Source organism: Halococcus thailandensis JCM 13552, assembly GCF_000336715.1.
GTDB classification, from domain to species: domain Archaea; phylum Halobacteriota; class Halobacteria; order Halobacteriales; family Halococcaceae; genus Halococcus; species Halococcus thailandensis.
In genome coordinates this window covers 38,340-63,100 of sequence record NZ_AOMF01000157.1, presented here as the reverse complement: position 1 = coordinate 63,100, position 24,761 = coordinate 38,340, and the positions used below count along the sequence as shown (strand labels likewise).

The following is a 24,761-nucleotide window of genomic DNA, read 5'->3' as shown; positions in this document are numbered from 1 at the left end:
CCTTCTTCGACGAGCCGGCCGGCCCGGTTGAAGATGAAGCCGGCGATCGTCTCGAACTCCTCGCCCTCCGGCAGTTCGATGTCGAGCGCCTCGTTGACGTCCTCGATGTTGACCTCACCCTGGACGAGCACCGTGTCCGGGTCGATCTCCTCGATCGGTTCGCGCTCGCCGCCTTCGAGGATCTCGCCGACGATCTCCTCGATCATGTCCTCGACCGAGACCAGTCCCTCGGTGGTGCCGAACTCGTCGACGACGATGGCGATACGCATGCGATCGCTGCGCATCTCGGTGAGCAGTTCGTCGACGTTCTTCGACTCGGGGACGTGCAGCGTCGGCCGGATGAGATCCTCGATGTCGAGATCGCCCGACTCGCCGTAGTTGAGATCACGGACGAGATCACGGATATGTACAGTACCGATGACGTTGTCGAGGCTGCCCTCACAGACCGGGACGCGCGCGTGGCCGCTCTGAACGCAGGTCTCGATGGCCTCCTCGATGCTCGCGTCAGTGGTGACGGCGGTGACGTCGAGCCGTGGCGTCATCACCTCCTTGGCGATCGTGTTGTTGAACCGGAAGATGCGCTGGAGCATCTCGCGTTCGTCCTCAGCGATGACGCCCTCGCGCTCGCCCGTCTCGATGATGTCCTGGATCTCGTCGCGAGTGACGTAGGAGGTCTCGATCGCCGACCCGCCACCGGTGATGCGGTTGATCTGGCGGGTGAGATAATCGAAGACGACGACGAGCGGCAGGAGTCCGTACTCGGCGAGTTTCAGCGGCCGGGCGATCGTCAGCGCCCAGGATTCGGTATTTTCGACGGCGTAGGATTTGGGCACGCTCTCGCCGAACAGCAGGACGAGCGCCGTGATGCCGAACGTCGAGATGGCGACGGCGGCGCCCTGTGGGTAGTAGAGCGCGAGCAGCCCCGTCGTGATCGACGTCATGGCGATGTTGACGAGGTTGTTGCCCACCAGGATCGTCACGAGCAGCCGGTGCGGGTTCGATTTGAGCTCGGCCATCGTCGCCGCTCCCGGGGTGCCTTCCTCGACGAGCGCCTCGACGCGGTGGGCGGCCAGCGAGAACATGGCGATCTCCGAGGAGGAGAAAAACGCCGAGAGCCCGATGAGGACGACGACGACGGCGACACCGATGCCGACGAACGTTCCCTCGTCGATCGAGAGCCCGAGGACATCGACGGCGAGCGGCGTGGTGAACGGAGCCAACACGAACGCGGGGAGATACATCGACGTGGCGCTCTTGCCCGCCGGCCGGATTAAACGTTCGCATGGTTGTGAGCGTGATCGATGGGGAGAGGCGAAGCTCTTAGGCCGATCTCGCCCCAACCGTCACCGTGAGCACCACCCGATCGACAGCCACCGAGACGACCGAACCGCTCGTGCTCTACCGACTCCAAGCCTGCCCGTTCTGCGAGCGCGTCGTCCGCCGACTGGATGAGCTCGACATCGACTACGAGTCGCGATTCGTCGAGGCGCTGCACTCCGAACGCGACGCGGTCAAGCGTGCCTGTGGCAAGCGCACCGTGCCAGCGGTCGTGGACCCGAACACCGGCGTGACGATGGCCGAGAGCGCCAATATCGTCGAATATCTCGACGGTACCTACGGGGAGCGCGCCTGATGGTCGAGTTCGACGTGGTCGAGCTCGAACCTACCGACCATCCCGAGGCCGGCGAGCAGGCACCCGATTTCACCCGTCCGCTCGTCGACGGCGAGCTTTGGACCGACGTTTCGCTCTCGACGCTGCTCGACGACGGCCCGCTCGTCCTGCTCTTTCACCCGATGGACGGGGCCTTTCCCGCGACCTACGCGTGGAACGAGATCCGCGAGCGCGGCTGGACCGACGAGATCGCCGTCGTCGGTCTGTCGATCTCGACGCCCTACGAGCACAAGCGGCTCATTCAAGAGCGAGGGGTCGACGCCCGACTCTTCTCGGATCCCGGAAACGGCGTCGCCGAGCAATACGACATCGTCAACGACCTCGACGGGATGGCCGGAGTATCGGAGCCACGACCCGCGGCGTTCGTCGTCGACGCGGACGGGACGATCCGGTACGCCTGGGTCGCCGAGGAGTGGCCGTCCTTCCCCGACTACGACGCGATCGAGGCGGCCATCGACGAGCTATGACGGACGTTGCGGCTGCCGCCGAGACCGTCCGTGAGGGCGGACTCGTCGTCTATCCGACCGAGACGGTCTACGGGCTCGCCGCCGACGCGCTCGACGCCGACGCCGTCGAACGGGTCTTCGCGGTCAAGGGCCGCTCGCACGAGAAACCGATCTCGCTGGCCGTGCCGACCGTCGAGGCAGCGCTCGCCCACACCGAGCCCACCGAGCGCGAGCAGCGGTTCATGGACGAGTTCCTGCCCGGCCCCGTCACCGTGCTCGTCGAGGCAGGGGAGGAAGTGCCGGACGTCCTGACCGCCGGCCGCTCCCGAGTGGGGGTACGCGTGCCCGATCAGCCTGTGGCACGGGAGCTCCTCGAACAGAGCGGGCCAGCGACCTCGACGAGCGCGAACGTGAGCGGCCAGCCGAGCGCGCGACGTGTCGACGAGATCGGCGAATCGGTGCGGACGGCCTGCGGAGCCGTGCTCGACGACGGCGAGTGTCCGGGCACCGAGAGCAGCGTCGTCGACGTCGCCTCGGGCACGATCCACCGCCGCGGGGCGCGAGTGACGGATATCGAGGCGTGGCTCGACTAGCCGAGCCCGAGCAACGAGCGCAGCGATCGCGTTTTGACGCCACACTCCTCACGGTACTCGCAGGGTTCGCATTTCGAGCGGTCGTCAAGGCGCGGCGGCGGGCCATCGATCGATTCGAGCGTGCGAACCGCCGTCCGGTAGGCTGCCTTCCGCCGCGTCGTCAGCGACACTTCACGAATCACGCCGTAGGTCGGGTATTCGACGAACGCCCGCTCGACGGGCGTCTCGCGCTCGTAGGCGAGCGCCTTCGCGGCCGCGACGGCGTGGACAGTTTGAGGGTGCCAGACACCGTTTTCCGGCGGACTGCCGGCCGAAACGAGTGACGGAACGGCTGTATCGAGCTCCAAAATCTTGTGGGCAATGCCGCGGCAGTCCTTGCCCGTGAGGAGTACGTCCCGAGCTGCAGGATCGCTGAGTTCGTCGAAGGCCTCGAAGCGGGCTTTCGCACACGAGAGGTTCGTTCTGAGCTGGGTCGGCGTGACCGCGATCGGTGCGTCGGCAAGCTCCGCTCCGGCGAGGAGCTCCTCGTATCTGAAGGCGAGTTCGCGGCGCTGTTCGACCTCCGGCGGTGGTCCACGATCGTCGTCCTGCTGGCGATAGTAGCACTGCCGTGGGCAGTAGGCGGCGGATCTGAGGTCGCTGAAAGCGTGTTTTCCCATGCGACGGCTGGCCGTGTCATCCGGTTTGACATCCTTCCACGCCTGAAGGCGTGGGAATCCCGGCCGCCGGTGGGATATTAGGGTTCGCAATGCGCCCGTTCTTGTGGATGGAACCGCCCATCCGTAGCATCGAACGAACACACTGCTGGCTGTGCCAAACAGCCGTTATCCCTATCCAGACGGTCAAATGCGTCTGGATTCGGGAGTAGCGTTTGTCTGATGTTCTCCGCGCCGTTCGCATCGGCGTTCGCCGTCCGACCACACTGCTGGCAGTGGTACAGACCGCGTTCGACGCGCTGACTATCGTTCTTGTGGCCGCACACCGAGCAGGTCTTCGACGTATTCCGTTCGGAGTCCACGGCCACCTCGATACCGGCGGCTTCGCCTTTGTATTCGAGCATGGTTGTGAGCAGGCCGAAACCCCATCCGTGGAGCATCTTGTTCCCGTGACGGCCCCAGTCCCGACCGGAACCGTCGTCTTCGGAACGGATTCCGCCGAGGTCGCCGACCACGAGCTGTCCGACGTTGCGTTCAACGCACTCGGCGACGATGCGTTTCGAGAGGACGTGGTGGAAGTGTCGGCGGCGGTCTTTGAGCGTGCGCTTCGCGTTCCGAGCGCGGCGCGAAATCCCGTTCTCGCCTTCGCACTCGTACTCGACCTGTTTGTAGTAGTGCTTGCTCTCTTTGAGCCAACCACCGGGGAACAGCATGGTTTCGTCGCCAAACGAGACGGCAGCGATGTTGCTGATTCCGAGGTCCACACCCGCCGTTCGGTCGCCCGGTGAGTCGGGGTCAATGGTGGTTCGACAGACGAACTGGAGCCTCCACTCGCCGCGTTTGTGGACGGCCCGAACCTGCTGGATATCCCACTCGGAAAGGTCCATGTCGGGGCGCGTCTCGTACTCACAGAGCACGAAGTCCGAACGATGTTCCTTGAGATTGCGACCTTTCGAGAGGCGAACGCGCTGATACTGTGCGTCGTGTTTGAAGCCAGCCGCTTTGAACGACACCGTAGAGCGTGGGTGCGAATCGCCGCGTTTGCGGTAGCCGGGCGGTCGGGCACGGCTGTCGCCGTTCCGACGCTTTGTGAACCAACCGTTGAACGCTTCAGCGAGTTCTTCGAGAACTCGCTGACTGGACTGTGAATGAAGGTCCGTATAGCGTTCGTGGCCCTTGAGTTCGCGTTTGAGTTCCCCGTCATCGGGAATCTCGCCCGTGTCGTCCCACACACCTTGTGCGTAGTAGCGACCGACGTTCCAGAGTTTCGACGCGGCCCACCCGAGTTCATCGAGGTCATCACGAACCTGTTGCTGGTTCGGGATGGTGGCCTCGAACGTTCGGATGGTACGCGTCGTCATCTGCCTTCATAACTGGTTATGAAGGCTCTGAACGTAAAGATACCGATCCGGCTTGGAATATCCGTCCAGCCATCAGCTTGCAGTAACCAGTGGTTGAACAAAACCGAGATACAGCTTACGGCGCGTATCCCACGGCTAAAGCCGTAGATACTGCGCCTGTTTATTGTATAAACACTCGTACGCGTCTCTCGTCGTTGCTACCTTCCACCCCCCTCCTCTCCCTTCCCTCTCACCCGAACCTTCGACAGCACGACCGTCATGGCAACTAATACCATCAACCATGGCATATTTGTGCCGATGACGGAAGCCATATTGGCCCGGAATCACAATTCTCGGCGATGACGAAACGCCACGTGACGCTGCCGGCAGCCGCCGAAGCCGGCCTGGAGGAGTTCCTCACCGACGTCGACGAGCGGCTCTCGGGGCCCGAAGACACCTGTACCGTGGTCGCCGAGACGCTCGCCGGCCTCTACGGCGACGGCGACGCCTACCGACGGTTCCAGGACGGCGAGGATGTCTCACCGGCCGAACGGGTGCGATTGCAGGGGTACGATCCCTGCAACGCGACACTCGAAAGCGAATACTACGCCGAAAAGGACGAGGAGAAATTCGAGGAATCGAAGCATCTCCAGTGGCTCTGGCGGCAGTTCGACGCCACGCCGATGGCCGACAACGTCGAGTTCGCGCTGCGCTTCCGGGCGATGCTCGCCGATCACCTCTTCGCTGAGGCGGGCGAGAACCTCCGACTGTTCAAGGGGATCTCGATGACCTACGGCCACAACATCACGATGGGCGACAACACGGTAGTCCACGACGACGTCCATCTCGACGATCGGGGGGAACTCACCATCGGCGACCGGGTAAGTATTGCCGACGACGCCCACATCTACAGCCACGATCACGACCTCGTCGACCAGACCGACGTCGACAACTTCCGGACGATCGTCGACGACGACGTCCGTCTCGGCTACGACTCGATGGTGCGGGCCGGCGTGCACGTCGGCGAGAACGCGATGCTCGGCGCGAAGGCCGTCCTCCAGCGCGACGTGCCGGCCCACCACGTCGCCGTCGGGACGCCCGCGACATCGATCCGCATCAAACCCGGCTGGGAGTCGGTCGCCGAGCCGGTCGATGACGCGAACGCCGACCGCCGCGAGCAGCGTCGTCTCGAAAGCGATCTGCCGCCGAAACTCGACGTCTTCGACGAGTTCGGCCGCGATCTGACGCCGCCGAACTGAGGAGGAACAAACGTTACAGGCGACGATCAGAGGAATAGCGACGGCTATCGTCCGACGAAAAACGCGCATCGAAGCACGTCAGGGAACGTTCGACCATCGCGAGCGCTCCGGCGCGGCGGTCGAGTCCGACGCCGCGATCGCCATCCGGCTTTCGGGGTCGTACTCGACGAGATCGCGCTCGACGAGTTCGGGGATGTGGATGTGATGGAGACGGATCGCGACGCGCGTCCGCTCGTCGTCGCTCACTGATTCGAGCGCGGTCGTGCGCTCGCTCGCCACGACGTGCGTCGCGAGGGTGACGAGCTCGACGGGATAGAAAAAACGACCGAGACAGCCCATCAGATGTTGCTTTCTGGCGTCCCCAGTGCTCGGAACCGACGGATCGATCGCGTCGGCGGCCGTCCGCTCGGCGGGCGAAGAGTTGTCGGACATTGGGACGGATGAACGCACGAGCGTACCAGTGATAAAGAATTTGCATGATCGATCCGGGTAGCGTCCGTTCCCTGACGACGTTGACGACCGTCGGATCGGCGAACGGACGGTGAGACGGTCGATAATTGGCGTTCAGCCCGCGTCGCTTGCCCCGTCGGTCGCGTCACTCGTCGTGGCCGTGTCGTCCGCTCCGTCGGACGGCTCGCTCGTCGCGCCTGCATCGGCAGGTGCGGAACCGACGTCGGTGGCCGGACTCGTCTCCGGCCCGACCGAGCGTCCGTGAAGCAGCTCCGGCAACACGACGTTGATGAACTGGACGACGAACACGACGACCAGCGGCCCGAAGAACAGGCCGTACCAGCCGAACAGGACCGTGCCGAGGACGTAGGCGAACATCACGAGCCCGGTGTGGAGGCTCTGGCCCGAGAGATACGGCCGGAGAAACATGACCGGCAGCATATCGAGGAGGACGAACGAGACGACGAAAAAGAGGGCCGGAAACCACAGCAGCGTGGGATCGGTCCGAAACGCCTGTACAGCAAGATAGAGCCCGAGAGGGACGTAGACGAGTTTGCCGACGACGATGGGGACGAAACTCGCGAGCCCGGTCGCGAGCGCGAGCGCCGTCGCCAACGGGATCGAGAGCTGCGCCGGCGCGACGACGTTGAGTCCGTTGTAAACGACGACGGCAACGACCGCGACGAGCAACACGGTGAGTACGTTACCGAAGTAGACCGAGTGGAGATCCCGGTCGATCGCCGAGAGGAAGGCGTGCTGGGCCGTCCCCCGATCGCCGACCTCGGCACGAAACCACGCCGCGAGGTCGTGCTCGTCGCGCAGGAGATAGAACGCGAACGCGAGCGAGAGGAAGACGTGCAACAGGCCGCCGGAGAGCGTCGAGAGCACGCCCAGTCCCTGGTTGAGCACCTGCTGGAGGACGCCGGACTGGCTCAATCGATTTCTGAGAACGGTGAGCGCGTCGACGGGCCCACCCTGGAGTTTCGAGACGTCGAGATACGGCTGGAGGAACTTCGTGTACTCACCGATGGGCGTCCCCTGGAGCGAACTGAGCTGGCCGAGACCGATGACGACGAGATACGCACCCAGCAGCAGCGCCGGCAGCGCGACGACGACCATCGTCAGCGCGGCCGAGAGGCCGCTCGACAGATGGTCTTCGAGTCGGCGGTTCACCGGTCGGACGGCGTAGTAGACGAACAGCCCGAGCACGAACGTCCCGACGAACGAGTAGCCGACGAACAGCACCGTCGCCGCGACCACGACTCCGAGCAGCCACCAGGCGATCTGTGAGCGATCGCCGAACGAAACGCTATCCATATGCTCGCAAACACCGACCGGCGGAAAACGCTGCTGCCGGCGATGGAACGTGATCGGCGGCCAGAACCACCACAAAGCTCATTACAGATGGTCCGAAAGCGATAGCTGGGACGACGGTGCTCCCGCTCGGAGGCAGGTTCGCAACCGGCAAAAAAGACCCCGTTGCGTGGCATCACCCTGTCTTCGGGGTTTTCCAGACTGGTCCGCTGCCAGCCTATCGACTACCGGTTGCGGTGGGTCAAAAACGTTCTGTTTCGGACTACCGACAACACGAACTGCGTTGCAATCAGTTGTAATCGACGTAGTGAGAACGGTCGTGGGTGTCCGGCTCGACGATGACACGTCGATCGTCCCGGTGGACCGTGACCGTTATCGTTATGATGCCGGTCGCACAAGCGTGGAACGCGCGTCAGTGGTGTAGCCTGGTATCACCTCAGCTTCCCATGCTGATGACCCGCGTTCAAATCGCGGCTGACGCAGTCCTATTCGTTCGTGATGTCACCCTCGGGGTCGCCCGTCGGTGCTCCCACCGACTCCGATTCTGATTCCGTGTCCTCACCCGCCTCGGCCATCGCCTCGATACCGCCGGTGCCCTCCGCTTCGGTCGGTCGCTGCTGGCTGAGTCCCTGTCGGGTGAACTCGGGGGTCGCCCGCGTTCCGGAGCGACCGCTGCGAAACGAGCGCACGAGAAAGAGCGCGACGCCGATCGAGAAGGCGGCGGCGACGACGGTCGCGCCCGTGGTCGCAAAGGAGTAGAGCATCGCCGTCGAGATGACGCCCGCGGTCAGCAGCGCGCCGAAGATGAGACGGTTGGCGAGCGACTCGAACAGGCCATCGGTGTCGTCGAGGTCGGCGTGGACCGAGAGTTCGCCCTGATTCAGTGAATCGATCGCCTGCTCCAGTTTGGGCGGGGTTCGTACCGCCGCTTCCGCGAGCTCCTGGACCTCCTCGCCGCGGCTTTCGAAGAACTGTTTGATCCCCTCCTCGCGGTAGCCCTCCTCGACGAGGTAGTCGGTGGCGACCGAGATGAAATCGAAGTTCGGTTCGAGCGTGACACAGACCCCCTCGACGACCGTCGCGACGCGGAGCACCAGCGCGAGATTGGCGGGCAAGCGCAGCGGGAACTCGTAGATCGTGTCCTCGACCTGGCCGACGACCTCCTGGATGCGGTACTGTTCGACCTCCTCGCCACGCACGTCCTGAATGGCGAGCTCCATCACGTTGCCCATCGTCTCGCGGTCGGCCTCGGGGCTCAGCGTGCCCATCTCGACGAGCGCGTCGAGGATGGCGTCGATGTCCTGGTTGGCGATGCCGATGTAGAACTCGACGATCTTCTCCTGAACGTAGCCCTCGACGCGGCCGCTCATCCCGAAGTCGTAGAAGACGAGGGTTCCGTCGGGCTTGACCGCGAGATTGCCCGGATGAGGGTCGGCGTGGAAGACACCGTCGTCGACGATCATCTGGAGATAGATGCGTTCGAGGCGTTCGGCGAGTCCCGTTCGATCGATCCCCATCGCGTCGAGTTCGTCGGTATCGGTCACCTTCGTCCCGCTCACGTATTCCATCGTGAGCACGCGCGGCGTCGAGTGGCTCTCGACGACGCTCGGGATGCGGATGTCGTCGTTGCCCACGAAGTTCGCCTTGATCTCCTCCAACATTCGTGCCTCGCGCCCGTAGTCGATCTCCTGGTGGATCGTGGTGTCGAACTCGTCGGCGAGCGTTTCGAGCGAGAACGAGCGTGCCTCGCCGATGAACCGAATGATGATCGGCAGGCTCCACTTGATCACCTTGAGGTCGGCCTCGACGAGCTCCTCGATGCCCGGCCGGCGGACCTTCACGGCGACCTGCTCGCCGTCGAGTTCGGCCCGATAGACCTGTCCGAGGCTCGCCCCGGAGATGGCGTCGGTGTCGAAGCTGTCGAAGGCTTCCTCGGCGGGGCCGAGCTCCTCACGAATGACCACCTCGGCCTCGCGCCAGTCAGCCGGCGGCACCTCGTCCTGGAGCTTCGAGAACTCGGCGACGTATTCGGGCGGGAGGACGTCAGGCCGCGTCGAGAGGATCTGCCCGAGTTTGATGAACGTCGGCCCGAGGGTGAGGAGCGTATCGAGCAGCGTTCGCGCGCGCTCGCGACGCATGGCGCTCGTGACCTCCCGTCGCCCGCCGAAGAGAATGTAGCGCCGTCGATCGCGGAGATAGGCGACGATCAGCGGGAAGAACTGGCGGACGACGACGAAGAATCGTCCGTACGCACGGACGTTCACTGCGGCACCCTCACGTCTCGGCGGCCGACCCCGGCCCCTCGCCGGTCGTTATCGGAATTGTCGTCTCGTCGGTACCCTCGCGCTTTGGCAGGCGTAGCGTGAGCGTGCCGCGATCGAGCGAGCCGTCGGCCTCGCTCGCGACGACGGTCGGCGGCAGCGGGAGGTCGGTGTCGAGAAAGAGCGGGCGATCCTCGCGCAGGTAGCGAAACGCCATCGGAAGGTTCTTCTCTCGACGCGCTTCGATGTGGAGGTGCGTTCCCTCCGTCCGGACGTCGAGCGTCTCGCTGCTCACGCCGGGCAGGTCGATGACGATGAGATACGCCGTCTCGGATTCGTACAGGTCGGCGAACACCGGGTCCGGGAGATCACCCAGCGCGTTCGACAGCGCGGACATGGGTAAGCGAAACAGCGCCACGGCGAAAAACCCCGCGATAGCGGCCGTCGAAACGGACGATCACGCCCGCGAACGATCCGAAACGGTCCGAAACAGTGAGAAACCGTCCACAACCATCAGTACCCTTCTTGTCTGACACGGTCATCCTGAACAGTAATGACGCAGGCCCCGCGCAACGGTATCGAGGTGAACGACGGACGGACCCCACCTGCGGTCGTGCTTCGCAACGAGGACGATGCCGCCCACGCGCTCGACGTGCGCATCACCAGTGGTGACGGCGTGGTCAACACGGCCAGTCACACCGTCGCCGGCGAGAGCCAGTACGCCATCGAATCGGCCGGGATCGACAGCGGGACGCTCCGGGTCGAGCTCCACGCCGACAACGGCGGGGCCGCGAGCCTCACCGTCGACACACGGGAGTCGTCCGCGCCGGAGTTCGTCGTCCGCCAAGAGACGATCCTCGTCGCCGGCCTGCACTGACCCGCCAGACGTTTTTGTACTGCCGTCCGTAGAGCGTCCATGAGCGACGCCACCGCGGGGTTCAAGCGATTGACGCGCCTCGATCGGGCGCGCGAGCGCCTCGAAGAGCGTCTCGTGCCGACCGACCGCACGACGACACGCCGGCTCGAAGCGGCCGACGGGCGCGTTCTCGCGACGGCGATCGACGCCCGGCGGGACGTACCCCATTACGAGCGCGCGGCGATGGACGGGTTCGCGGTGCGCGCACGCGATACCTTCGGCGCGAGCGAGCGCTCGCCGGCCGTCCTCGATCGCGACGAGACGACGAACCCGAGAGCCGGAACGTGGGTCCACACCGGCAGCGAACTTCCTGCAGGGGCGGACGCGGTCGTGATGGTCGAACAAACGGAAGAGGTGGATGGGGAGATCGAAGTCCACGAGCCGGTCGCCGAAGGGGCGAACGTCGCACCCGTCGGCGAGGACGTCGAAGCGGGAACGCGCCTCTACGAGCCCGGCCATCGCCTTCGGCCATCGGATCTCGGGCTGGTGAAATCGGTCGGCATCGGAGAGATCGAGACGTACGACCCGCCGACCGTCGGCGTGATCCCGACCGGCGAGGAGCTCGTCCAGCACGGGCCGGAAGCCGGCGAGACGATCGAGACCAACGGGCTCACCGTCTCGCGATACGTCGAGCGCTGGGGCGGCGAGGCGACCTACCGGGATGTCGTCACCGACGACCGGGCGGCGCTGCGGGCGGCCATCGAGCGCGATCTCACCAAGGAGATCGTGGTGGCCACGGGCGGCTCGTCGGTCGGCGAGCGTGATCTCGTCCCATCCATCGTCGACGAGCTGGGCGAACTCTTGATCCACGGCGTCGCGCTCGAACCCGGCCATCCGGTCGGGATCGGGATCGTCGAGGAGACACCCGTACTCGCGCTGCCGGGCTATCCGGTCGCGGCCATCGTCACCGCCGTGCAGCTGCTCCGACCGGCACTCAAGCGGATCGGACGTCTCTCTCGCCACCCGCAGCCGACGACCGAGGCGCGACTCGACGCGAAACTGCCGAGCGAGCCTGGGACGCGGACATTTGCGCGCGTCGAACTGAACGAGGAGGGTGACGATTCGATAGCCGTGCCGGTACGAACGGGCGGCGCGGGCGTGCTGTCGAGCGTCGCGCTCGCCGACGGCTGGGTTATCATTCCCGAATCGAGCGAGGGGCTGCCGGCCGGCGAGACCGTCGCCGTCGAACACTGGGAGCAACTGCCATGAGCGGACGAAAGGAGTTCCGCGATCTCGCTTCCCCCGAGGAAGCCCACGAGACGATCGCCGGGCTCGACATCGGCGGTGGGAGCGAGAGCGTGCCGCTCGCCGAGGCGAACGGACGAGTGCTCGCCGAGCGGGTCGATGCCGGCCTGGACGTACCGGGATTCGATCGCTCGGGGCTCGACGGCTACGCGCTCCGCGCACGGGATACCTTCGGCGCGAGCGAGGGCGATCCCGTCGCGCTCAGCCTCGTCGGAACCGTCGAAGCGGGCCAGCGCCCGGCCGCCGATCCGGAAAGTGGAGAGGCCGTCGAGATCGCCACCGGGGCCGTGATGCCCGATGGGGCCGACGCGATGGTACCCGTCGAACAAACTGACGAAGAGGACGGCGAACTGCTCGTCCGCACGTCGGTGACGCCGGGCGAGAACGTGATGGCCGCCGGTGCGGACATTGCGGCCGGCGAGCGCGCGCTCGGTCCCGGAACACGCCTCACCGCCCGCGAGATCGGGCTGTTGTCGGCGCTCGGGATCGACGAGGTGCCCGTGCATGCGAAACCACGGGTCGGCATCGTCTCGACGGGCGACGAACTCGTCCGACCGGGTGAGGAGCTCGACAGCGGGCGCGGGCAGATCTACGACGTGAACAGCTACACGACGGCCGCGGGCGTCAGGGAGGCCGGCGGCGAACCCGTTCTCTACCCGCACGCGGGCGACGACATGGACGCGATGGAGCGAGTGCTCCGGGAGGCCGCCGACGAGTGCGATCTCGTGCTCTCCTCTGGGTCGACCTCCGCGAGCGCCGTCGACGTCGTCTATCGCGTCATCGACGAACAGGGCGAGCTACTCCTGCACGGGGTGGCGATCAAACCGGGCAAACCGATGCTCGTCGGCCGGCTGGACGAGGCGGCGTACGTCGGTCTGCCGGGCTATCCGGTCTCGGCACTGTCGATCTTCCGGACGTTCGTCGCACCGGCCATCCGTCGGGCTGCGGGACTGCCCGAGCCCGAGACGGCGACCGTCGAGGCGCGAATGAGTGGTCGGGAGCGCTACGAGGGTGGCCGCCGCCGGCTCGCGCCGGTCGGGCTGGTGACGAACGGTGACGGAAAACTACTAGCCACGCCCGTCGACAAGGGCAGCGGCGCGACTACGAGCCTCGTCGAGGCGGACGGGATCGTCCCGATGCCGGCCAACGTCAACTATCTCGACGAGGGCGAGCGGGTGACGGTCGAGCTGTTCTCGCCGGATGTCCGCCCGCCGACGCTGTTCGGCGTCGGCGAGGACGATCCGCTCTTCTCGCGGCTGCTCGATCGGCTGGATCGCCCGCGCTATCTGCGCCAGGGTAGTCGTGGCGGACAGCGCTACCTGCGCGACGGCGTGACCGACGTCGGCGTGAGTTCGATCAACACCGAGGTCGGCACCGAGATCGGCGGCTGGACGCGCGAGTGGGGGCTCGTCGTGCCCGACGGGAATCCGGAGGGTGTGACGGGGCTCGGCGAGCTCGTGGACGAGGAACTGCGCTTCGTCAACCGACCGACAGAGTCGGGGCTCCGGACGAGTCTCGGGAACGCGCTCGCGGAGCTCGCCGACGAGCGCGAGGTCGAGCGCCACGAGCTCGTCGAAGCGATCGAGGGGTTCGAGTTCACCGTCCAGGCCCACGAAAGTCCCGCGCGCCGGGTGCTCGCGGGCGATGCCGACGTCGGACTCGGCCTGCGCGCGACGGCTGCGAACCTCGGCTGTGGATTCGTTCCGATCGGCACCGAGCGAGTGCGCGTGCTCGCGAACCCCGAACGAATGGACAAAGCCGGTGTCGAAGAACTCGACCGTGAACTCGACACGATCGACGATCTGCTCGACGAACTGCCCGGCTACGGCCCCTGAAGTGCCGGGCGGCGGTGGCGGTTGCGCTGCGGCTCGGGGCCTCGGCGGATGAAGGGTGAGTAGCGAGGGACCGAAGATCCCTCGTACCGTGCGAGCGGGCCTCCGGCCCGCGAGCAGACGACCGAACGGATGTGAGGGAGCGAGGACTTCTGCGGTCGGTGCGGAAAGTGTAGCATCCGCGCGAGTGGAACGAGCGCGGTTCACCGTGAGCGAACGGAGTGAGCGAGCGGGCGTTTTTAGTCCAGGTTTTTTGCAGGGGGTTTGACCGAGCGCCGCAGGCGCGAGGGAGGACCCTCTGTAAAAAAGTGGTGGCTTCAGGGGTAGGTGAACCACTCGTCGTAGTCGTCGGTCCGGCGCTCGACGACCTCGAAGAACTTCGATTGGATCTCCTCGGTGACGGGGCCGCGCTCGCCCGGGCCGATCGTGACGTCGTCGACCGAGCGGATGGGCGTGATCTCGGCGGCGCTGCCCGTGAAGAACAGTTCGTCGGCAGTGTAGAGCTCGCCGCGGCTGATGGCCGCCTCGTCGTGGACCGTGTAGCCGAGATCGCGTGCGAGCGTGATAGCCGTCCGGCGAGTGATACCGTCGAGGATGCTCTCGGCGAGGCCGGGCGTGTAGATCTCGCCGTCGTTGACGAGGAAGATGTTCTCGCCGGGACCCTCGGCGACGTTCCCCTCCTTGTTGAGGACGATCGCCTCGACGTAGTCGTTACGGCGGGCCTCCTCGCCGGCGAGCATCGAGTTGACGTATAGTCCTGTGGTCTTCGCGTTCGTCGGGACCTGGCTGGAGGCGTGTTTGCGCCACGACGAGACCATCACGTCGACGCCGTTTTCGAGCGCCTCCTCGCCGAGATAGGTGCCCCACGGCCAGCAGGCGATGGCGGTCTTGGTGGGGCAATCCTGCGGGCTCACGCCCAGGCTGTTGTAGCCGTAGTAAGCCAGCGGGCGGATGTAACACGACTGGAGATCCTGACGCTCGATGAGTTCGAGCGTCGCCTCGGTGAGCTCCTCGCGCGAGTGGTCGATATCCATGTCGTAGGGTTTCGCGGAGTTGTAGAACCGGTCGAGATGTTCGTCCCAGCGGAAGATCGCCGGGCCCTCCTCGGTGTCGTAACAGCGGACGCCCTCGAAGATGCCCGAGCCGTAGTGCAGTCCGTGGGTGAGGACGTGGACCTGTGCCTCGTCCCAGTCGACGAACTCGCCGTCCATCCAGATCGTGTCGACGTCCATGTCATCGAAACCGCTCATACCGGACGGACGGCGGGCCACGTCTTAAATCCACGAGTGTCGGTTCGTGCAATCGTTGCCGGGAGAGAGATCGGATACGCTCTGGTTATTATTTCGCGGCGCTTAATTACCTTCGTGAATTAGTCGCTGTCGATGAGCGAGTTCGAACCGCTGTCCTACCAGGATCTCGCGCCGTCGCAACGGCCGAGCCTCGCGGAGGCGCTCGTGCCGGTCGGCGCGGTCGTGGTCGCCCTGGGTGTCGGCTCGGGCTATCTCGGCCTCGCGCCGCACGGGCCGCTGCTGTGGGCGATCGTCTTCACCGGGCTGTTCGTCCACTATCGACTCGGGTACGACTGGGAGGGGATCTACGAGGCCACCGCGAGCGGGCTACGGATGGGACTTCAGGCGATCCTCATCCTGTTCGTCATCTACGGGCTGATCGCGACGTGGACGAGCGCGGGCACGATCCCGGGGCTGATGTACTACGGCCTCGGGCTGCTCTCGCCGGCGGTTTTCCTCCCCGTGGCGGCGCTGCTCGCAGCAGTCGTCGCGGTCGCGGTCGGCTCCTCGTGGACGACGGTGGGAACGCTCGGCGTCGCCTTCCTTGGCATCGGCGAAGGGCTCGGCATCCCCGCGCCGATGACGGCTGGCGCGATCGTTTCGGGTGCCTACGCCGGCGACAAGCAGAGCCCCCTCTCTGACACGACGAATCTCGCGGCCGCCGTCACCGACAGCGATCTCTACGATCACATCAACGCGATGCGCGTGGGCACGTTCGTCGCGTTCGGCCTCTCGGTGCTTGCCTACGCGGCGCTCGGCGCGGTCGTCATCGACCCGAGCGGCGCGAACGTCGCCGTCATCAGCGATCCGCTCGCGTCGTCGTACGCGCTCGGCCCGCTCGTTTTCGCCCCGCTGCTCGTGACGTTCGGCTTCGCGCTCTACGGCGTACCGGCGCTGCCGTCGCTGCTCGCGGGCGTCTTCTCAGGCGTGCTGACCACGATCGTCGCCCAGGGCGTCTCGTTCACCCACGCCTGGGACGTCTTTCTGAACGGTACTGCCCCGGAAACGGGGAGCGAGGTCGTCAACGAACTGCTCGCCGCGGGCGGCGTCACCGGCTCGGCGTGGACGATCGCGGTCGTCGTCGCCGCGCTCTCGCTGGGCGGGCTGCTCGAACGCACGGGGATATTGGCGACACTCGCCCACCATCTCACGGCGGCGATCGACTCGTCGACCTCGCTCGTGGCCGGTACGGGCGTCGCCGCGATGGTGACCAACGCCGTCACCGCCCAGCAGTACATGAGTATCGTCGTTCCGGGGCTCAGCCTGCGCAGCCTCTACGACGATTACAATCTGGAGACGACCGACCTCTCACGGGCGGTCGAGGCCGCGGGCACGCCCTCCGGCCCGCTCTTCCCGTGGCACGCCGGCGCGGTCTACATGGCCGGCGTGCTCGGGTTCGCTACCTCGTGGGCGTTCGTTCCCTACTACTTCTTCGGCTTCCTCTCGCCGGTAGTGCTGTTCGTGATGGCCTACACGGGCCGCGGCACCGCCCAGCGCACACCGACGGACACGGCGACGGCCGCCGACGATTAACGGAAAGCGTCGAGGAGATCGCGTCCCTCGACGTATACCAAACCATGGCGCTCGGCGTAGGCCTGCGCACCCGCCGGCGAGAGCGCCCCGCCCGAATCATCGAGCATCTCACAGACGACGACCGCCGGCGGTCGGTCGGCCGTATCGGCCAGCGCGAGCGCGAGTTCGGTGTGGCCGCGGCGGTCGTCTACCCCCTCGGCGGCCCCGCGAAGCAGATGGACGTGGCCCGGCGCGCGGAACTCGTCGGCGAAATCGAACGTCTCGGGTGCGGCGGCCGCACGACCGAGCGCGGTGATGGTTTTCGATCTGTCGTCGTCGGTGATGCCGGTGTAGGTGTCGCGGTGGTTCACCGTCAGCGAAAAGGAGGAACGATCGCCGTAGCTCAGTTTCCCCCCGTCGGCCGCGGGATGGTCGATCGCTTCGCGGGCGAACGGGAGATCGAACGCGCGAGCCACGGGATCGGAGAGCGCGACACAGATCAGCCCACCGGCGTCGTTGCGCAAGCGTGCGACCGCGTCGGGCGTGACGGCATCGGCGGGATAGACGAGATCGGTCTCGCCCTCGCGGTCGGCGGCGTCGTGAATCAAAACAGGTTCGCCCGCGGCCATCGCGTCGATCGCGCGCTCGACTGGCTCCGCGCTCCCGTGATCGACCGCGTGATCGCTCGTTCGCGATGTCACGGTGCCACCTCGATGCGCACGGTGATCGAATCCTCGTCGTCGAGCCCGAGTTCCTCGCGGAGTTTCACCGGCGCGATGACTTCGAGTTTATCCTCGTCGTGATGGGTCCGTTCGGGCGCGATGACGTGAGCACGATCGTACTCCGCCGCGTCGACGACGACCGTCGCGGGATAACAGAACGCCGGGCCGTAAGTGCGCTCGTCGTCTTCCCAGCCGTCGATCTCGACCGGTTCGGCCGCATCGAGCGCCGTCCGCGTCCTGGTGCTCTCGGCGGCGAGCGAGACGTTGAGTGTGCCGGGGAACGGCTCGTAGCCCAGTCGATCCTCGAACTGCGCCATGTAGCCCGACAGCGAGATGTAGTGGCGACCCTCGCCCATCCCGCTCGTGACCGTCCCATCGAGCGAAATCGTCGAGTGCTCCTCGAACAGGCGTCGGTAGTCGGCGTGTTCGGCCCGTAGCGCGCGCTCGCCGGCCTCGGTCACGGCGACCCACTGGCCGTCGGCGACGGTCTCACGGGTGAGAAAGTCCGCGTCGTCGAGGTGCTGGAGGCGTCTGGAGGCGGTCTGGGTCGAGGCATCGAGGTCGGCCGCGAGGTTCGCACAGGAAATCTTGACGTCGCTGTCGAGCGCTCCGTCGAGCGCCAGCAGCTTGAGGGTGGCGAGTTCGTCGTTTCCGATCGCGCCCTCGGTTGCCATCGGCATGACTGAATAAAAGGCGTCGTCCCGCATAAGCGTGCCGGATATGGTATGCATACCAAAAACGTGATGGTGCGATGACGTTCGGACAGTAATCATCGACCGGACGGGTTGACGACGGTAAACCCCTCGGCTTTCGGGAGCGATCGATCGCTCCCGAATTCGGCTCGCTTGAACCCAACACGCATTTAGCGGGAGCCACGGAAGCGGGGGTATGTTCCTCTCGTTTCGCGCCGACGTCGCGGCGGCGCTGTCGGACGCCTTCTCGGCGCTCGACGTCGAACCGAACGACCCCGGGATCGAGGACCCACCCGAATCCGTCGATGCCGTACTCGCCTCCAGCGTCGCCTTCCGACTGGCCGCAGAAGTGGGTGCACCGCCGCCACAGATCGCCGGCGATCTCGCCGCCGAGATCGATCCCACCGAGTACGACTACATCGAATCGGTCTCGCAGTCCGGGCCGTACGTCAACTTCCACCCCTCGCAGGCCTACTACGACGACACCCTGCAGGCGGCCGGCGACGAGGGGTTCGGTCGGCTCGACGCGAAAGACGAGACGGTCGTCGTCGAACACACGAGTGCGAACCCCACTGGTCCCGTCCACGTCGGCCGGGCTCGCAACCCCATCGTCGGCGACGCGATCGCGAACGTGCTCGATTTCGCCGGCTACGACGTCTCGCGTCACTACTACGTCAACGACGCCGGCCGGCAGATGGCCGTGTTCACGTGGGCCTACGAGACTTTCGACGAGAGCGACCTCCCCGAACCCGAACGAGAGCGCGGCGACTACGACCTCGTGCGCTACTACCGCAAGGGCAACGAGTTCCTGGAAAACGCCAGCGAGGACGAGCGCGCGAACGCCGAGGACGAGATCAGTGCGATCCTCGAAGGGCTCGAAGCGGGCGACGAAGCGACCTACGAGCGCGTCGAAGCGGTCGTCGACGGCGTGCTCTCGGGAATGCGCGAGTCGCTCGCGCGCCTGCCCGTTGACTTCGACGAGTTCGTGAAGGAGACCCGGTTCATCCGCGACGGGAGCACCGACGATCTCGTCGCGCGGCTCAAGGATACCGACTATGCAATTTACGAGGAGGAAGCCTGGCAGCTCGAACTGCCGAGCTTCGAGAAGAACCTCGTCTTCCTCCGCTCGGACGGGACCAGCCTCTACACGACGCGCGATCTGGCCCACCACGAATGGAAGTTCGACAACTTCGATCGCGCCGTCACAGTGCTCGGCGAGGACCACAAACTCCAGGCCGAACAGCTCCGCGAGACGCTCTCGATTCTCGGCAACGATACGGACAAGCTGGATTCGGTCTACTACTCGTGGATCAACCTCCCCGAAGGTGGGATGAGCACCCGCGAGGGCACCGGCGTCGATCTCGACGATCTGCTCGACGAGTCGATCGAGCGCGCCCGCGAGGAGGTCGAATCCCGGCTCGACTCGCGGATCCGCGACGACGAACTCGACGAGGAGGACGTGGCGCGCATCGCTCGCCAGGTGGGGATCGGTGCGGTACGCTACGACATCGTGGCGAAACAGCCCGCGAAATCGATTACTTTCGAGTGGGAACGTGCGCTCGATTTCGAGGCCCAGAGCGCGCCGTACGTCCAGTACGTCCACGCGCGGACCTGCGGGATTCTCAGCGAGGCCGAGGGAATCGACGACGCGCCCGAAATCGTCGATGCAAGCGAGCTCACGACCGCCGAGGAACGCGAACTGCTGGAAGTGATCGGTCGGTTCCCGGCGATCGTCGAGCGCGCTGCCGACGAGCTCGCCCCACACGTCGTCGCCACCTATACGCGCACGTTCGCCGAGGCGTTCAACGCCTTCTATCGCGAGTGTCCCGTGCTCTCGGCCGACGGCGAGGTGCGCAGACAGCGCCTCGCGCTCGTGGCCGCCGCCCGGCGAACGGTCGCGAACGCGCTCGGCCTGCTCGGCGTCGCCGCACCCGAATCGATGTAGGCCGCCGCTGTCGGTGAGAATCGCCGATTATTCGTCGCGAACGAACGCATCGAGGTCGTCAGCTGAAAGGAACCCTGTCTCGGTGCGGCCGTCCGCGACGAACGTGGGGACGTCCGTGACACCGTTGTGACGCGCGTCGGCGAACTGCTCGGCGAGTCGCTCCCGATACTCGTCGTCGGCGAGGACGTCGCGAACGGCGTCGTCATCCACGCCGACGCTTGTCGCCACGTCGGCCAGCACGTCCTCGTCGTTGATGTCGCGGCCATCCTCCCACAGTGCTGCGAACAGCGCACTATCGAGGGCCATCCACCGATCGGGATGCTCGTTTTTGACGTATAGCGACACCAGCTGTGCGTCGCGCGTATCGACCTTCGGGACCGTATCGGGAGTGAGCATCTCGTCTGCGTCGTGCTCCGCTCGCAACTGCTCGATGCGCTGTTCGACCTCCTCCGGATAGCCCATCTCGCCCTCGATATCGCCGTTCGCGTCGCGGCTGTCGCTCCGGAGATCGTAGGGTCGCCAGTCGACGACCAGCGGTTCGTCTCTCGTTCGACGATATTCTTCGAGAGAACGATGGCTGAGATAACAGAACGGGCAGGCGTAGTCGGCGTACTCGCGGATCGTCGTCGGGTGCTCGCTCATGGATGGGATACAATCCCGTGGTATATGATTCTCGTGCCGATTCGAGCGATCGTTGTCCACCGACTTCAGTCGTTCTCGCTCCGATCGAACACGCCCGAGAGCCGCTCGACCACGGTCGCATCGTTCGTTTCGGATTCCGTCGATCGACCCACGAGATCACTATCGGCGAACGCTCCTGTACCGGGATCGCCGCGATCGGCGAGCGTCGCCGCGAGGCGCTCGTAGGCGTCGGCAGCGTAGCTCTCAGAGGCAATCTCGACGAGCGGTTCGTCACCAGCGGCGTCGGTTTCGGGGACGACTGCCAGTATCTCGATGCCGAGTTCGTCGGCGAGCGCCGAGATGTCGGTCTCCTCGCCGGCGTGGGTCACGACCGCGCCGACGATCGTTCCGCCGGCACGGGCGGTGAAGTCGATCGTTTTGCTCGCGTCGGCGACGGCCACGGGATCGGGCGTCGTCACGACGACCACGCCGTCGGCGACGCCGAGCGGGACGGCGTTCTCGTGGCTCAGCCCTGCACCGGTGTCACAGAGCACGAAATCGGCCGCGTCGGCGAGCGAGCGCAGCACGCCACCCAATTCGTCGGGATCGGCGTCGGCGAACGCATCGAGCGAGCGCGATCCGGGAACGGCGACGAGATGCGGTCCCTCGTCGGGCGGCGAGCGCGTCGGCGATCCGTCCTCGGGCAGCCAGACGAGCGCCTCGTGGAGGGCGGCCTCGCTCGCGAGCACGTCGTGGAGCGTCGGCCCGGAGCGAACGTCGACCATCGCACCGAGGTTCGCCATCGCGAGGTCGGCGTCGACGACGATCGTGTCGTGGCCTGCCGCGCGCAGCGCCGCGCCGAGGTTGATCGCGGAGGTGGTCTTGCCGACGCCGCCCTTGCCGCCCGCCACCGCGTAGATGTGGCCGCTCATGGCCGTTCTATCCACGAGCATCCACATAAAACTGCCCGCGCGATCGGGGTTGTCAAAGGGTACTTACCACCGAAGGCGGTAGTATACCTCAATGAGTACCTCGCAAACCGAACAGTCCGACAGGAAGAAATACGAGTTCCGGCGGGTCATCGAGGATCTCAAGGAGTACGAAGGATCAGGAACGCAGCTCGTCAGTCTCTACATCACTCCCGACGAAAAAATCTCGGACAACGTCGCTCACATCAACGAGGAGTATTCCGAGGCCTCGAACATCAAATCCAAACAGACTCGCACGAACGTGCAGGACGCGCTGAAGTCGATCAAGGACCGACTCCGCTACTACGACACGTTCCCACCCGACAACGGTATGGCGGTGTTCAGCGGTGCCATCGACACCGGTGGCGGTCGCACCGAGATGGTCACAAGAGTGTTGGAGGATCCGCCACAGCCGATCCACGCGTCGATGTACCGCTGCTCCTCGGAGTTCGTCACCGAACCCCTCGAAGAGATGCTCGCCGATCAGGGGTTGTTCGGCCTCGTCGTGCTCGATCGACGGGAAGCGAACGTGGGCTGGCTCCGGGGCAAGCGCATCGAACCCGTCAAATCCGCGAGTTCGCTGGTGCCCGGCAAGCAGCGAAAGGGTGGCCAGTCCGCACAGCGGTTCGCCCGTCTCCGGCTGGAAGCCATCGACAACTTCTATCAGGAGGTCGCGGGGATGGCGGACGACCTGATGGTGCCCGAGCGCCACGAGATCGACGGCGTTCTGGTGGGCGGCCCCTCGCCGACCAAGGACGAGTTCCTCGATGGCGACTATCTCCACCACGAACTCCAGGACAAGGTGATCGGGAAGTTCGACGTCGCCTACACGGACGAATCCGGGCTCTCGGACCTCGTCGACGCCGCGAGTGACGCGCTCGCCGACCAGGAGGTGATGCAGGACAAAGCGGAGATGGAGGAGTTCTTTTCCGAACTCCACGGCGGCGACCTCGCCACCTACGGGTTCGGCCCCACCCGCGAGAACCTCGTGCTCGGCTCGGTCGATCGCCTGCTCATCTCCGAGGACCTCCGCGAGGACGTGGTGAGCTACGACTGTCCGGAGGGCCACACCGATCACGAACTGGTCGGTCAACGGGCCGAGACGCCCGAACACACCTGCGAACAGTGTGGGAGCGAGCCCGTCGAGGTCGAGCGCGAGGACGTCATCGACCATCTCATCTCGATCGCCGAACAGCGCGGTACGGAGCCACGGTTCATCTCCTCGGATTTCGAGAAGGGCGAGCAGCTGCTCGACGCCTTCGGCGGTATCGCGGGCATCCTGCGGTACTCGACCGGCGTCTAACGCGTTCTGACACGTAATCGAGCGGAAGCCCACGGCTTCAGCCGTGGGTTCAAGCGGACGAATCGGAAGAAAACAACCGGCTATTGCTATACCGGGTCTTAATCGCCACTAAGCTCATTTGCGGCGAGAATAAGCATTCCGCGCCACGTTAGTCCGTGAGCTTCTTTCACGTCATTCAACCGCTCGTACTGTTCGTCGGTCACTTCGACGCGGACATCCTTCGCCATACAACCGGATACAATCCGAACACTTATGTCCGTTATGGGCGGACATTGTAGTAGTGAGGCGGACCAACACGTTCGAGGTAGTTCCGATGTCCGACGGGGACGAGGAGCTACTTCGCCGCGTGATGGATGCGACCGCTTCGCTGTGGAACGAACTCACTTACGAGCGCCGTCAACAGTTCTTCGATGGCGAAACCGTGTGGGAGACCGAGGACTACCGCAAGCGGTATATCGGTGTTCTCGGTTCTGCATCGGCTCAACAAGCCATCCGCAANAGGACTACCGCAAGCGGTATATCGGTGTTCTCGGTTCTGCATCGGCTCAACAAGCCATCCGCAAGAACGATCAAGCATGGAACGGGTTCTTCGATTCGGACGAATCCGACAAAGGTCTACCCGGCTACTGGGGCAACGAGGACGAGGGGCGCGAACTCCGCTGGTATGGTCGCAATGATTCGTACACAATCCGGTGGGGTGAACGTTCGCGTCTCGAAATACCCATCGGCAAAGACCTCAAGGACGAGTACGATCTGACCGGGCGACTTCGTTTGGAAGTGCGCGGCGACCCACGGTGGGACGGCGAACAGGGGCAGTTAGAGATACAGTACGACGAGCAACGCGACCAGTTCAGGGCCTATCAGCCGGTCGAGGTGGACGATTCTCACCCTCGACTCGGAACACCACTAGCCGACGAATCGGCTGCTCTGGACATCGGCGCGAACAACCTCGTCGCCTGTACGACGACGACGGGCAAGCAATACTTGTACGCCGGACGCGACCAGTTCGAGCGGTTCCGTGCAACCACACAAGAGATAGCGCGACTGCAATCAAAACTCCCAGAAGGTCGGTACACGTCGAAGCGTATCCGACGACTGTACCGACAGCGAACCGAGAGACGGGATCATATGCAGGATGCGCTCGTCCGCGACCTCATGGAACGGCTACACGATGAGGGCGTGTCGAAAGTGTATGTGGGCGCTCTCAAGGGGATCCTCGATACGCATTGGTCGGTCGAAGTGAACGCGAAAACGCACAACTTCTGGGCGTTTCGAGCGTTCATCGACCGCCTCGAAACCACTGCCGAGGAGTTCGGTATCGAAGTGGCCGAACGTTCCGAAGCATGGACTTCCCAAGAGTGTCCACGGTGCGGTTCGACCGACCGGACCACCCGCGAACGGGACACGCTCACCTGTCTGTGTGGCTTCGAGGGTCATGTGGATCTGATTGCGTCAAAAACGTTCTTACAGCGACAGACGACGGTAGCAAGGCCGATGGCACGGCCCGTGCGATACGAGTGGAACGACCACGAATGGTCGGGGATATCACACCCTCACGAAAGTTCCAAAGTAGTGCGCACAAACCCGCAAGTTGCCTCCGTGGGGGAGGGTGCTAATGCCCGACGAGACCCCACCGGGGGAATCCCACGACTTTAGTCGTGTGGAGGATGTCAAGGAAAGCAAAAGCGAACGCCGGAACGCCCCACGACGACGGGCGGATCGCGT

Annotated in this window: 23 protein-coding genes, 1 tRNA gene and 1 pseudogene; 12 read left to right on the top strand and 13 right to left on the bottom strand. The window is 65.0% G+C overall.

The window, feature by feature from the left end; translation table 11 throughout:
- On the bottom strand, positions 1–1,241 hold a 1,241-nt coding region (locus C451_RS11555; protein WP_007740736.1), incomplete at its 3' end, for a hemolysin family protein.
- A gap of 107 nt (positions 1,242–1,348) precedes the next feature.
- Between C451_RS11555 and C451_RS11550 the strand changes: the two genes are divergently transcribed.
- From C451_RS11550 to C451_RS11540, 3 genes are read left to right on the top strand one after another with little or no spacing between them, the layout of a single operon-like run.
- Entirely contained in the window at positions 1,349–1,633 is a 285-nt protein-coding gene (locus tag C451_RS11550) for a glutathione S-transferase N-terminal domain-containing protein (protein ID WP_007740734.1), read from the top strand.
- Complete coding sequence (locus C451_RS11545) at positions 1,633–2,139, top strand: redoxin domain-containing protein (protein WP_007740730.1); 507 nt, start codon at positions 1,633–1,635, stop codon at positions 2,137–2,139. Before C451_RS11550 ends, C451_RS11545 begins: the two co-directional genes overlap by 1 nt.
- On the top strand, positions 2,136–2,711 hold the full coding sequence (locus C451_RS11540; RefSeq protein ID WP_007740727.1) for an L-threonylcarbamoyladenylate synthase: 576 nt from the start codon (positions 2,136–2,138) through the stop codon (positions 2,709–2,711). The genes C451_RS11545 and C451_RS11540 overlap by 4 nt, the downstream gene beginning before the upstream one ends.
- On the opposite strand, the gene C451_RS11535 is transcribed toward C451_RS11540, so the two are convergent.
- On the bottom strand, positions 2,708–3,370 hold the full coding sequence (locus C451_RS11535; protein WP_007740720.1) for a CRISPR-associated protein Cas4: 663 nt from the start codon (positions 3,368–3,370) through the stop codon (positions 2,708–2,710). The two genes, C451_RS11540 and C451_RS11535, sit on opposite strands and share 4 nt — an antisense overlap.
- Before the next feature lie 77 nt (positions 3,371–3,447).
- Entirely contained in the window at positions 3,448–4,728 is a 1,281-nt protein-coding gene (locus C451_RS11530) for an RNA-guided endonuclease InsQ/TnpB family protein (protein ID WP_007740718.1), read from the bottom strand.
- Positions 4,729–5,066: 338 nt separating this feature from the next.
- Between C451_RS11530 and C451_RS11525 the strand changes: the two genes are divergently transcribed.
- A complete protein-coding gene (locus tag C451_RS11525; protein WP_007740717.1) occupies positions 5,067–5,966 on the top strand; it encodes an acyltransferase in 900 nt (299 codons plus the stop codon).
- A gap of 78 nt (positions 5,967–6,044) precedes the next feature.
- Here C451_RS11525 and C451_RS11520 read toward each other — a convergent pair whose 3' ends face one another.
- Both C451_RS11520 and C451_RS11515 read right to left on the bottom strand, forming a co-directional pair.
- The gene (locus C451_RS11520) at positions 6,045–6,398 is read right to left on the bottom strand and encodes a DUF7344 domain-containing protein (protein ID WP_007740715.1); all 354 of its coding nucleotides are present in this window, start codon (positions 6,396–6,398) and stop codon (positions 6,045–6,047) included.
- A gap of 132 nt (positions 6,399–6,530) precedes the next feature.
- Entirely contained in the window at positions 6,531–7,733 is a 1,203-nt protein-coding gene (locus C451_RS11515; RefSeq protein ID WP_007740714.1) for an AI-2E family transporter, read from the bottom strand.
- Between the two features lie 406 nt (positions 7,734–8,139).
- On the opposite strand from C451_RS11515, the gene C451_RS11510 reads away from it, so the two are divergent.
- Positions 8,140–8,212 (top strand) — tRNA-Gly (locus tag C451_RS11510).
- A 3-nt stretch (positions 8,213–8,215) separates the two neighbouring features.
- Here C451_RS11510 and C451_RS11505 read toward each other — a convergent pair.
- The gene (locus C451_RS11505) at positions 8,216–9,994 is read right to left on the bottom strand and encodes an ABC1 kinase family protein (protein WP_007740708.1); all 1,779 of its coding nucleotides are present in this window, start codon (positions 9,992–9,994) and stop codon (positions 8,216–8,218) included.
- 10 nt (positions 9,995–10,004) lie between these two features.
- The gene (locus C451_RS11500; protein ID WP_007740707.1) at positions 10,005–10,388 is read right to left on the bottom strand and encodes an Hsp20/alpha crystallin family protein; all 384 of its coding nucleotides are present in this window, start codon (positions 10,386–10,388) and stop codon (positions 10,005–10,007) included.
- A gap of 156 nt (positions 10,389–10,544) precedes the next feature.
- On the opposite strand from C451_RS11500, the gene C451_RS11495 reads away from it, so the two are divergent.
- The 3 genes from C451_RS11495 to C451_RS11485 are packed head-to-tail and all read left to right on the top strand — an operon-like array spanning position 10,545 to position 13,987.
- Positions 10,545–10,868 (top strand): hypothetical protein, encoded by a 324-nt coding sequence (locus C451_RS11495; RefSeq protein WP_007740705.1) that lies wholly within the window; start codon positions 10,545–10,547, stop codon positions 10,866–10,868.
- A 39-nt stretch (positions 10,869–10,907) separates the two neighbouring features.
- The gene (locus tag C451_RS11490; protein ID WP_007740700.1) at positions 10,908–12,116 is read left to right on the top strand and encodes a molybdopterin molybdotransferase MoeA; all 1,209 of its coding nucleotides are present in this window, start codon (positions 10,908–10,910) and stop codon (positions 12,114–12,116) included.
- Positions 12,113–13,987, top strand: coding sequence for a molybdopterin biosynthesis protein (locus tag C451_RS11485; RefSeq protein WP_007740699.1), 1,875 nt, complete (start codon positions 12,113–12,115; stop codon positions 13,985–13,987). The genes C451_RS11490 and C451_RS11485 overlap by 4 nt, the downstream gene beginning before the upstream one ends.
- Positions 13,988–14,301: 314 nt before the next feature.
- Here the strand turns inward: C451_RS11485 and C451_RS11480 are convergent, their stop codons facing one another.
- Entirely contained in the window at positions 14,302–15,234 is a 933-nt protein-coding gene (locus C451_RS11480) for a branched-chain amino acid transaminase (RefSeq protein ID WP_049913090.1), read from the bottom strand.
- 132 nt (positions 15,235–15,366) lie between these two features.
- Here C451_RS11480 and arcD point away from each other — a divergent pair, with 132 nt between their 5' ends.
- Positions 15,367–16,806, top strand: coding sequence for an arginine/ornithine antiporter ArcD (gene arcD, locus C451_RS11475; RefSeq protein WP_007740697.1), 1,440 nt, complete (start codon positions 15,367–15,369; stop codon positions 16,804–16,806).
- Here the strand turns inward: arcD and ribB are convergent.
- Both ribB and C451_RS11465 read right to left on the bottom strand, forming a co-directional pair.
- Positions 16,803–17,486: a 3,4-dihydroxy-2-butanone-4-phosphate synthase gene (gene ribB, locus C451_RS11470; RefSeq protein WP_007740696.1), complete on the bottom strand. Its 684-nt coding sequence runs from the start codon at positions 17,484–17,486 to the stop codon at positions 16,803–16,805. The two genes, arcD and ribB, sit on opposite strands and share 4 nt — an antisense overlap.
- A complete protein-coding gene (locus C451_RS11465; RefSeq protein ID WP_007740695.1) occupies positions 17,483–18,187 on the bottom strand; it encodes a DUF120 domain-containing protein in 705 nt (234 codons plus the stop codon). The genes ribB and C451_RS11465 overlap by 4 nt, the downstream gene beginning before the upstream one ends.
- Positions 18,188–18,395: 208 nt before the next feature.
- On the opposite strand from C451_RS11465, the gene argS reads away from it, so the two are divergent.
- Entirely contained in the window at positions 18,396–20,144 is a 1,749-nt protein-coding gene (gene argS / locus C451_RS11460) for an arginine--tRNA ligase (protein WP_007740694.1), read from the top strand.
- 27 nt (positions 20,145–20,171) lie between these two features.
- Here argS and C451_RS11455 read toward each other — a convergent pair whose 3' ends face one another.
- Both C451_RS11455 and C451_RS11450 read right to left on the bottom strand, forming a co-directional pair.
- Complete coding sequence (locus C451_RS11455) at positions 20,172–20,786, bottom strand: DsbA family oxidoreductase (protein WP_007740691.1); 615 nt, start codon at positions 20,784–20,786, stop codon at positions 20,172–20,174.
- A 65-nt stretch (positions 20,787–20,851) separates the two neighbouring features.
- Positions 20,852–21,697: a MinD/ParA family ATP-binding protein gene (locus C451_RS11450; protein ID WP_241431230.1), complete on the bottom strand. Its 846-nt coding sequence runs from the start codon at positions 21,695–21,697 to the stop codon at positions 20,852–20,854.
- Positions 21,698–21,788: 91 nt separating this feature from the next.
- On the opposite strand from C451_RS11450, the gene prf1 reads away from it, so the two are divergent.
- Entirely contained in the window at positions 21,789–23,036 is a 1,248-nt protein-coding gene (gene prf1, locus C451_RS11445; RefSeq protein WP_007740686.1) for a peptide chain release factor aRF-1, read from the top strand.
- Positions 23,037–23,134: 98 nt separating this feature from the next.
- On the opposite strand, the gene C451_RS24085 is transcribed toward prf1, so the two are convergent.
- The gene (locus C451_RS24085; RefSeq protein WP_007740685.1) at positions 23,135–23,263 is read right to left on the bottom strand and encodes a hypothetical protein; all 129 of its coding nucleotides are present in this window, start codon (positions 23,261–23,263) and stop codon (positions 23,135–23,137) included.
- Positions 23,264–23,349: 86 nt separating this feature from the next.
- Here C451_RS24085 and C451_RS11440 point away from each other — a divergent pair.
- A pseudogene (locus tag C451_RS11440) lies at positions 23,350–24,692 on the top strand (RNA-guided endonuclease InsQ/TnpB family protein).
- Positions 24,693–24,761: the final 69 nt, after the last annotated feature.

Coding starts and splice junctions, on each gene's coding strand:
- C451_RS11450 (WP_241431230.1), bottom strand. CDS start 21,697: ATGAGCGGCCACATCTACGCGGTGGCGGGCGGCAAGGGCGGCGTCGGC.
- prf1 (WP_007740686.1), top strand. CDS start 21,789: ATGAGTACCTCGCAAACCGAACAGTCCGACAGGAAGAAATACGAGTTC.
- C451_RS11500 (WP_007740707.1), bottom strand. CDS start 10,388: ATGTCCGCGCTGTCGAACGCGCTGGGTGATCTCCCGGACCCGGTGTTC.
- C451_RS11545 (WP_007740730.1), top strand. CDS start 1,633: ATGGTCGAGTTCGACGTGGTCGAGCTCGAACCTACCGACCATCCCGAG.
- C451_RS11465 (WP_007740695.1), bottom strand. CDS start 18,187: ATGCCGATGGCAACCGAGGGCGCGATCGGAAACGACGAACTCGCCACC.
- C451_RS11455 (WP_007740691.1), bottom strand. CDS start 20,786: ATGAGCGAGCACCCGACGACGATCCGCGAGTACGCCGACTACGCCTGC.
- C451_RS11515 (WP_007740714.1), bottom strand. CDS start 7,733: ATGGATAGCGTTTCGTTCGGCGATCGCTCACAGATCGCCTGGTGGCTG.
- C451_RS11525 (WP_007740717.1), top strand. CDS start 5,067: ATGACGAAACGCCACGTGACGCTGCCGGCAGCCGCCGAAGCCGGCCTG.
- C451_RS11485 (WP_007740699.1), top strand. CDS start 12,113: ATGAGCGGACGAAAGGAGTTCCGCGATCTCGCTTCCCCCGAGGAAGCC.
- C451_RS24085 (WP_007740685.1), bottom strand. CDS start 23,263: ATGGCGAAGGATGTCCGCGTCGAAGTGACCGACGAACAGTACGAGCGG.
- C451_RS11535 (WP_007740720.1), bottom strand. CDS start 3,370: ATGGGAAAACACGCTTTCAGCGACCTCAGATCCGCCGCCTACTGCCCA.
- C451_RS11520 (WP_007740715.1), bottom strand. CDS start 6,398: ATGTCCGACAACTCTTCGCCCGCCGAGCGGACGGCCGCCGACGCGATC.
- argS (WP_007740694.1), top strand. CDS start 18,396: ATGTTCCTCTCGTTTCGCGCCGACGTCGCGGCGGCGCTGTCGGACGCC.
- C451_RS11490 (WP_007740700.1), top strand. CDS start 10,908: ATGAGCGACGCCACCGCGGGGTTCAAGCGATTGACGCGCCTCGATCGG.
- C451_RS11495 (WP_007740705.1), top strand. CDS start 10,545: ATGACGCAGGCCCCGCGCAACGGTATCGAGGTGAACGACGGACGGACC.
- arcD (WP_007740697.1), top strand. CDS start 15,367: ATGAGCGAGTTCGAACCGCTGTCCTACCAGGATCTCGCGCCGTCGCAA.
- C451_RS11530 (WP_007740718.1), bottom strand. CDS start 4,728: ATGACGACGCGTACCATCCGAACGTTCGAGGCCACCATCCCGAACCAG.
- C451_RS11480 (WP_049913090.1), bottom strand. CDS start 15,234: ATGAGCGGTTTCGATGACATGGACGTCGACACGATCTGGATGGACGGC.
- C451_RS11540 (WP_007740727.1), top strand. CDS start 2,136: ATGACGGACGTTGCGGCTGCCGCCGAGACCGTCCGTGAGGGCGGACTC.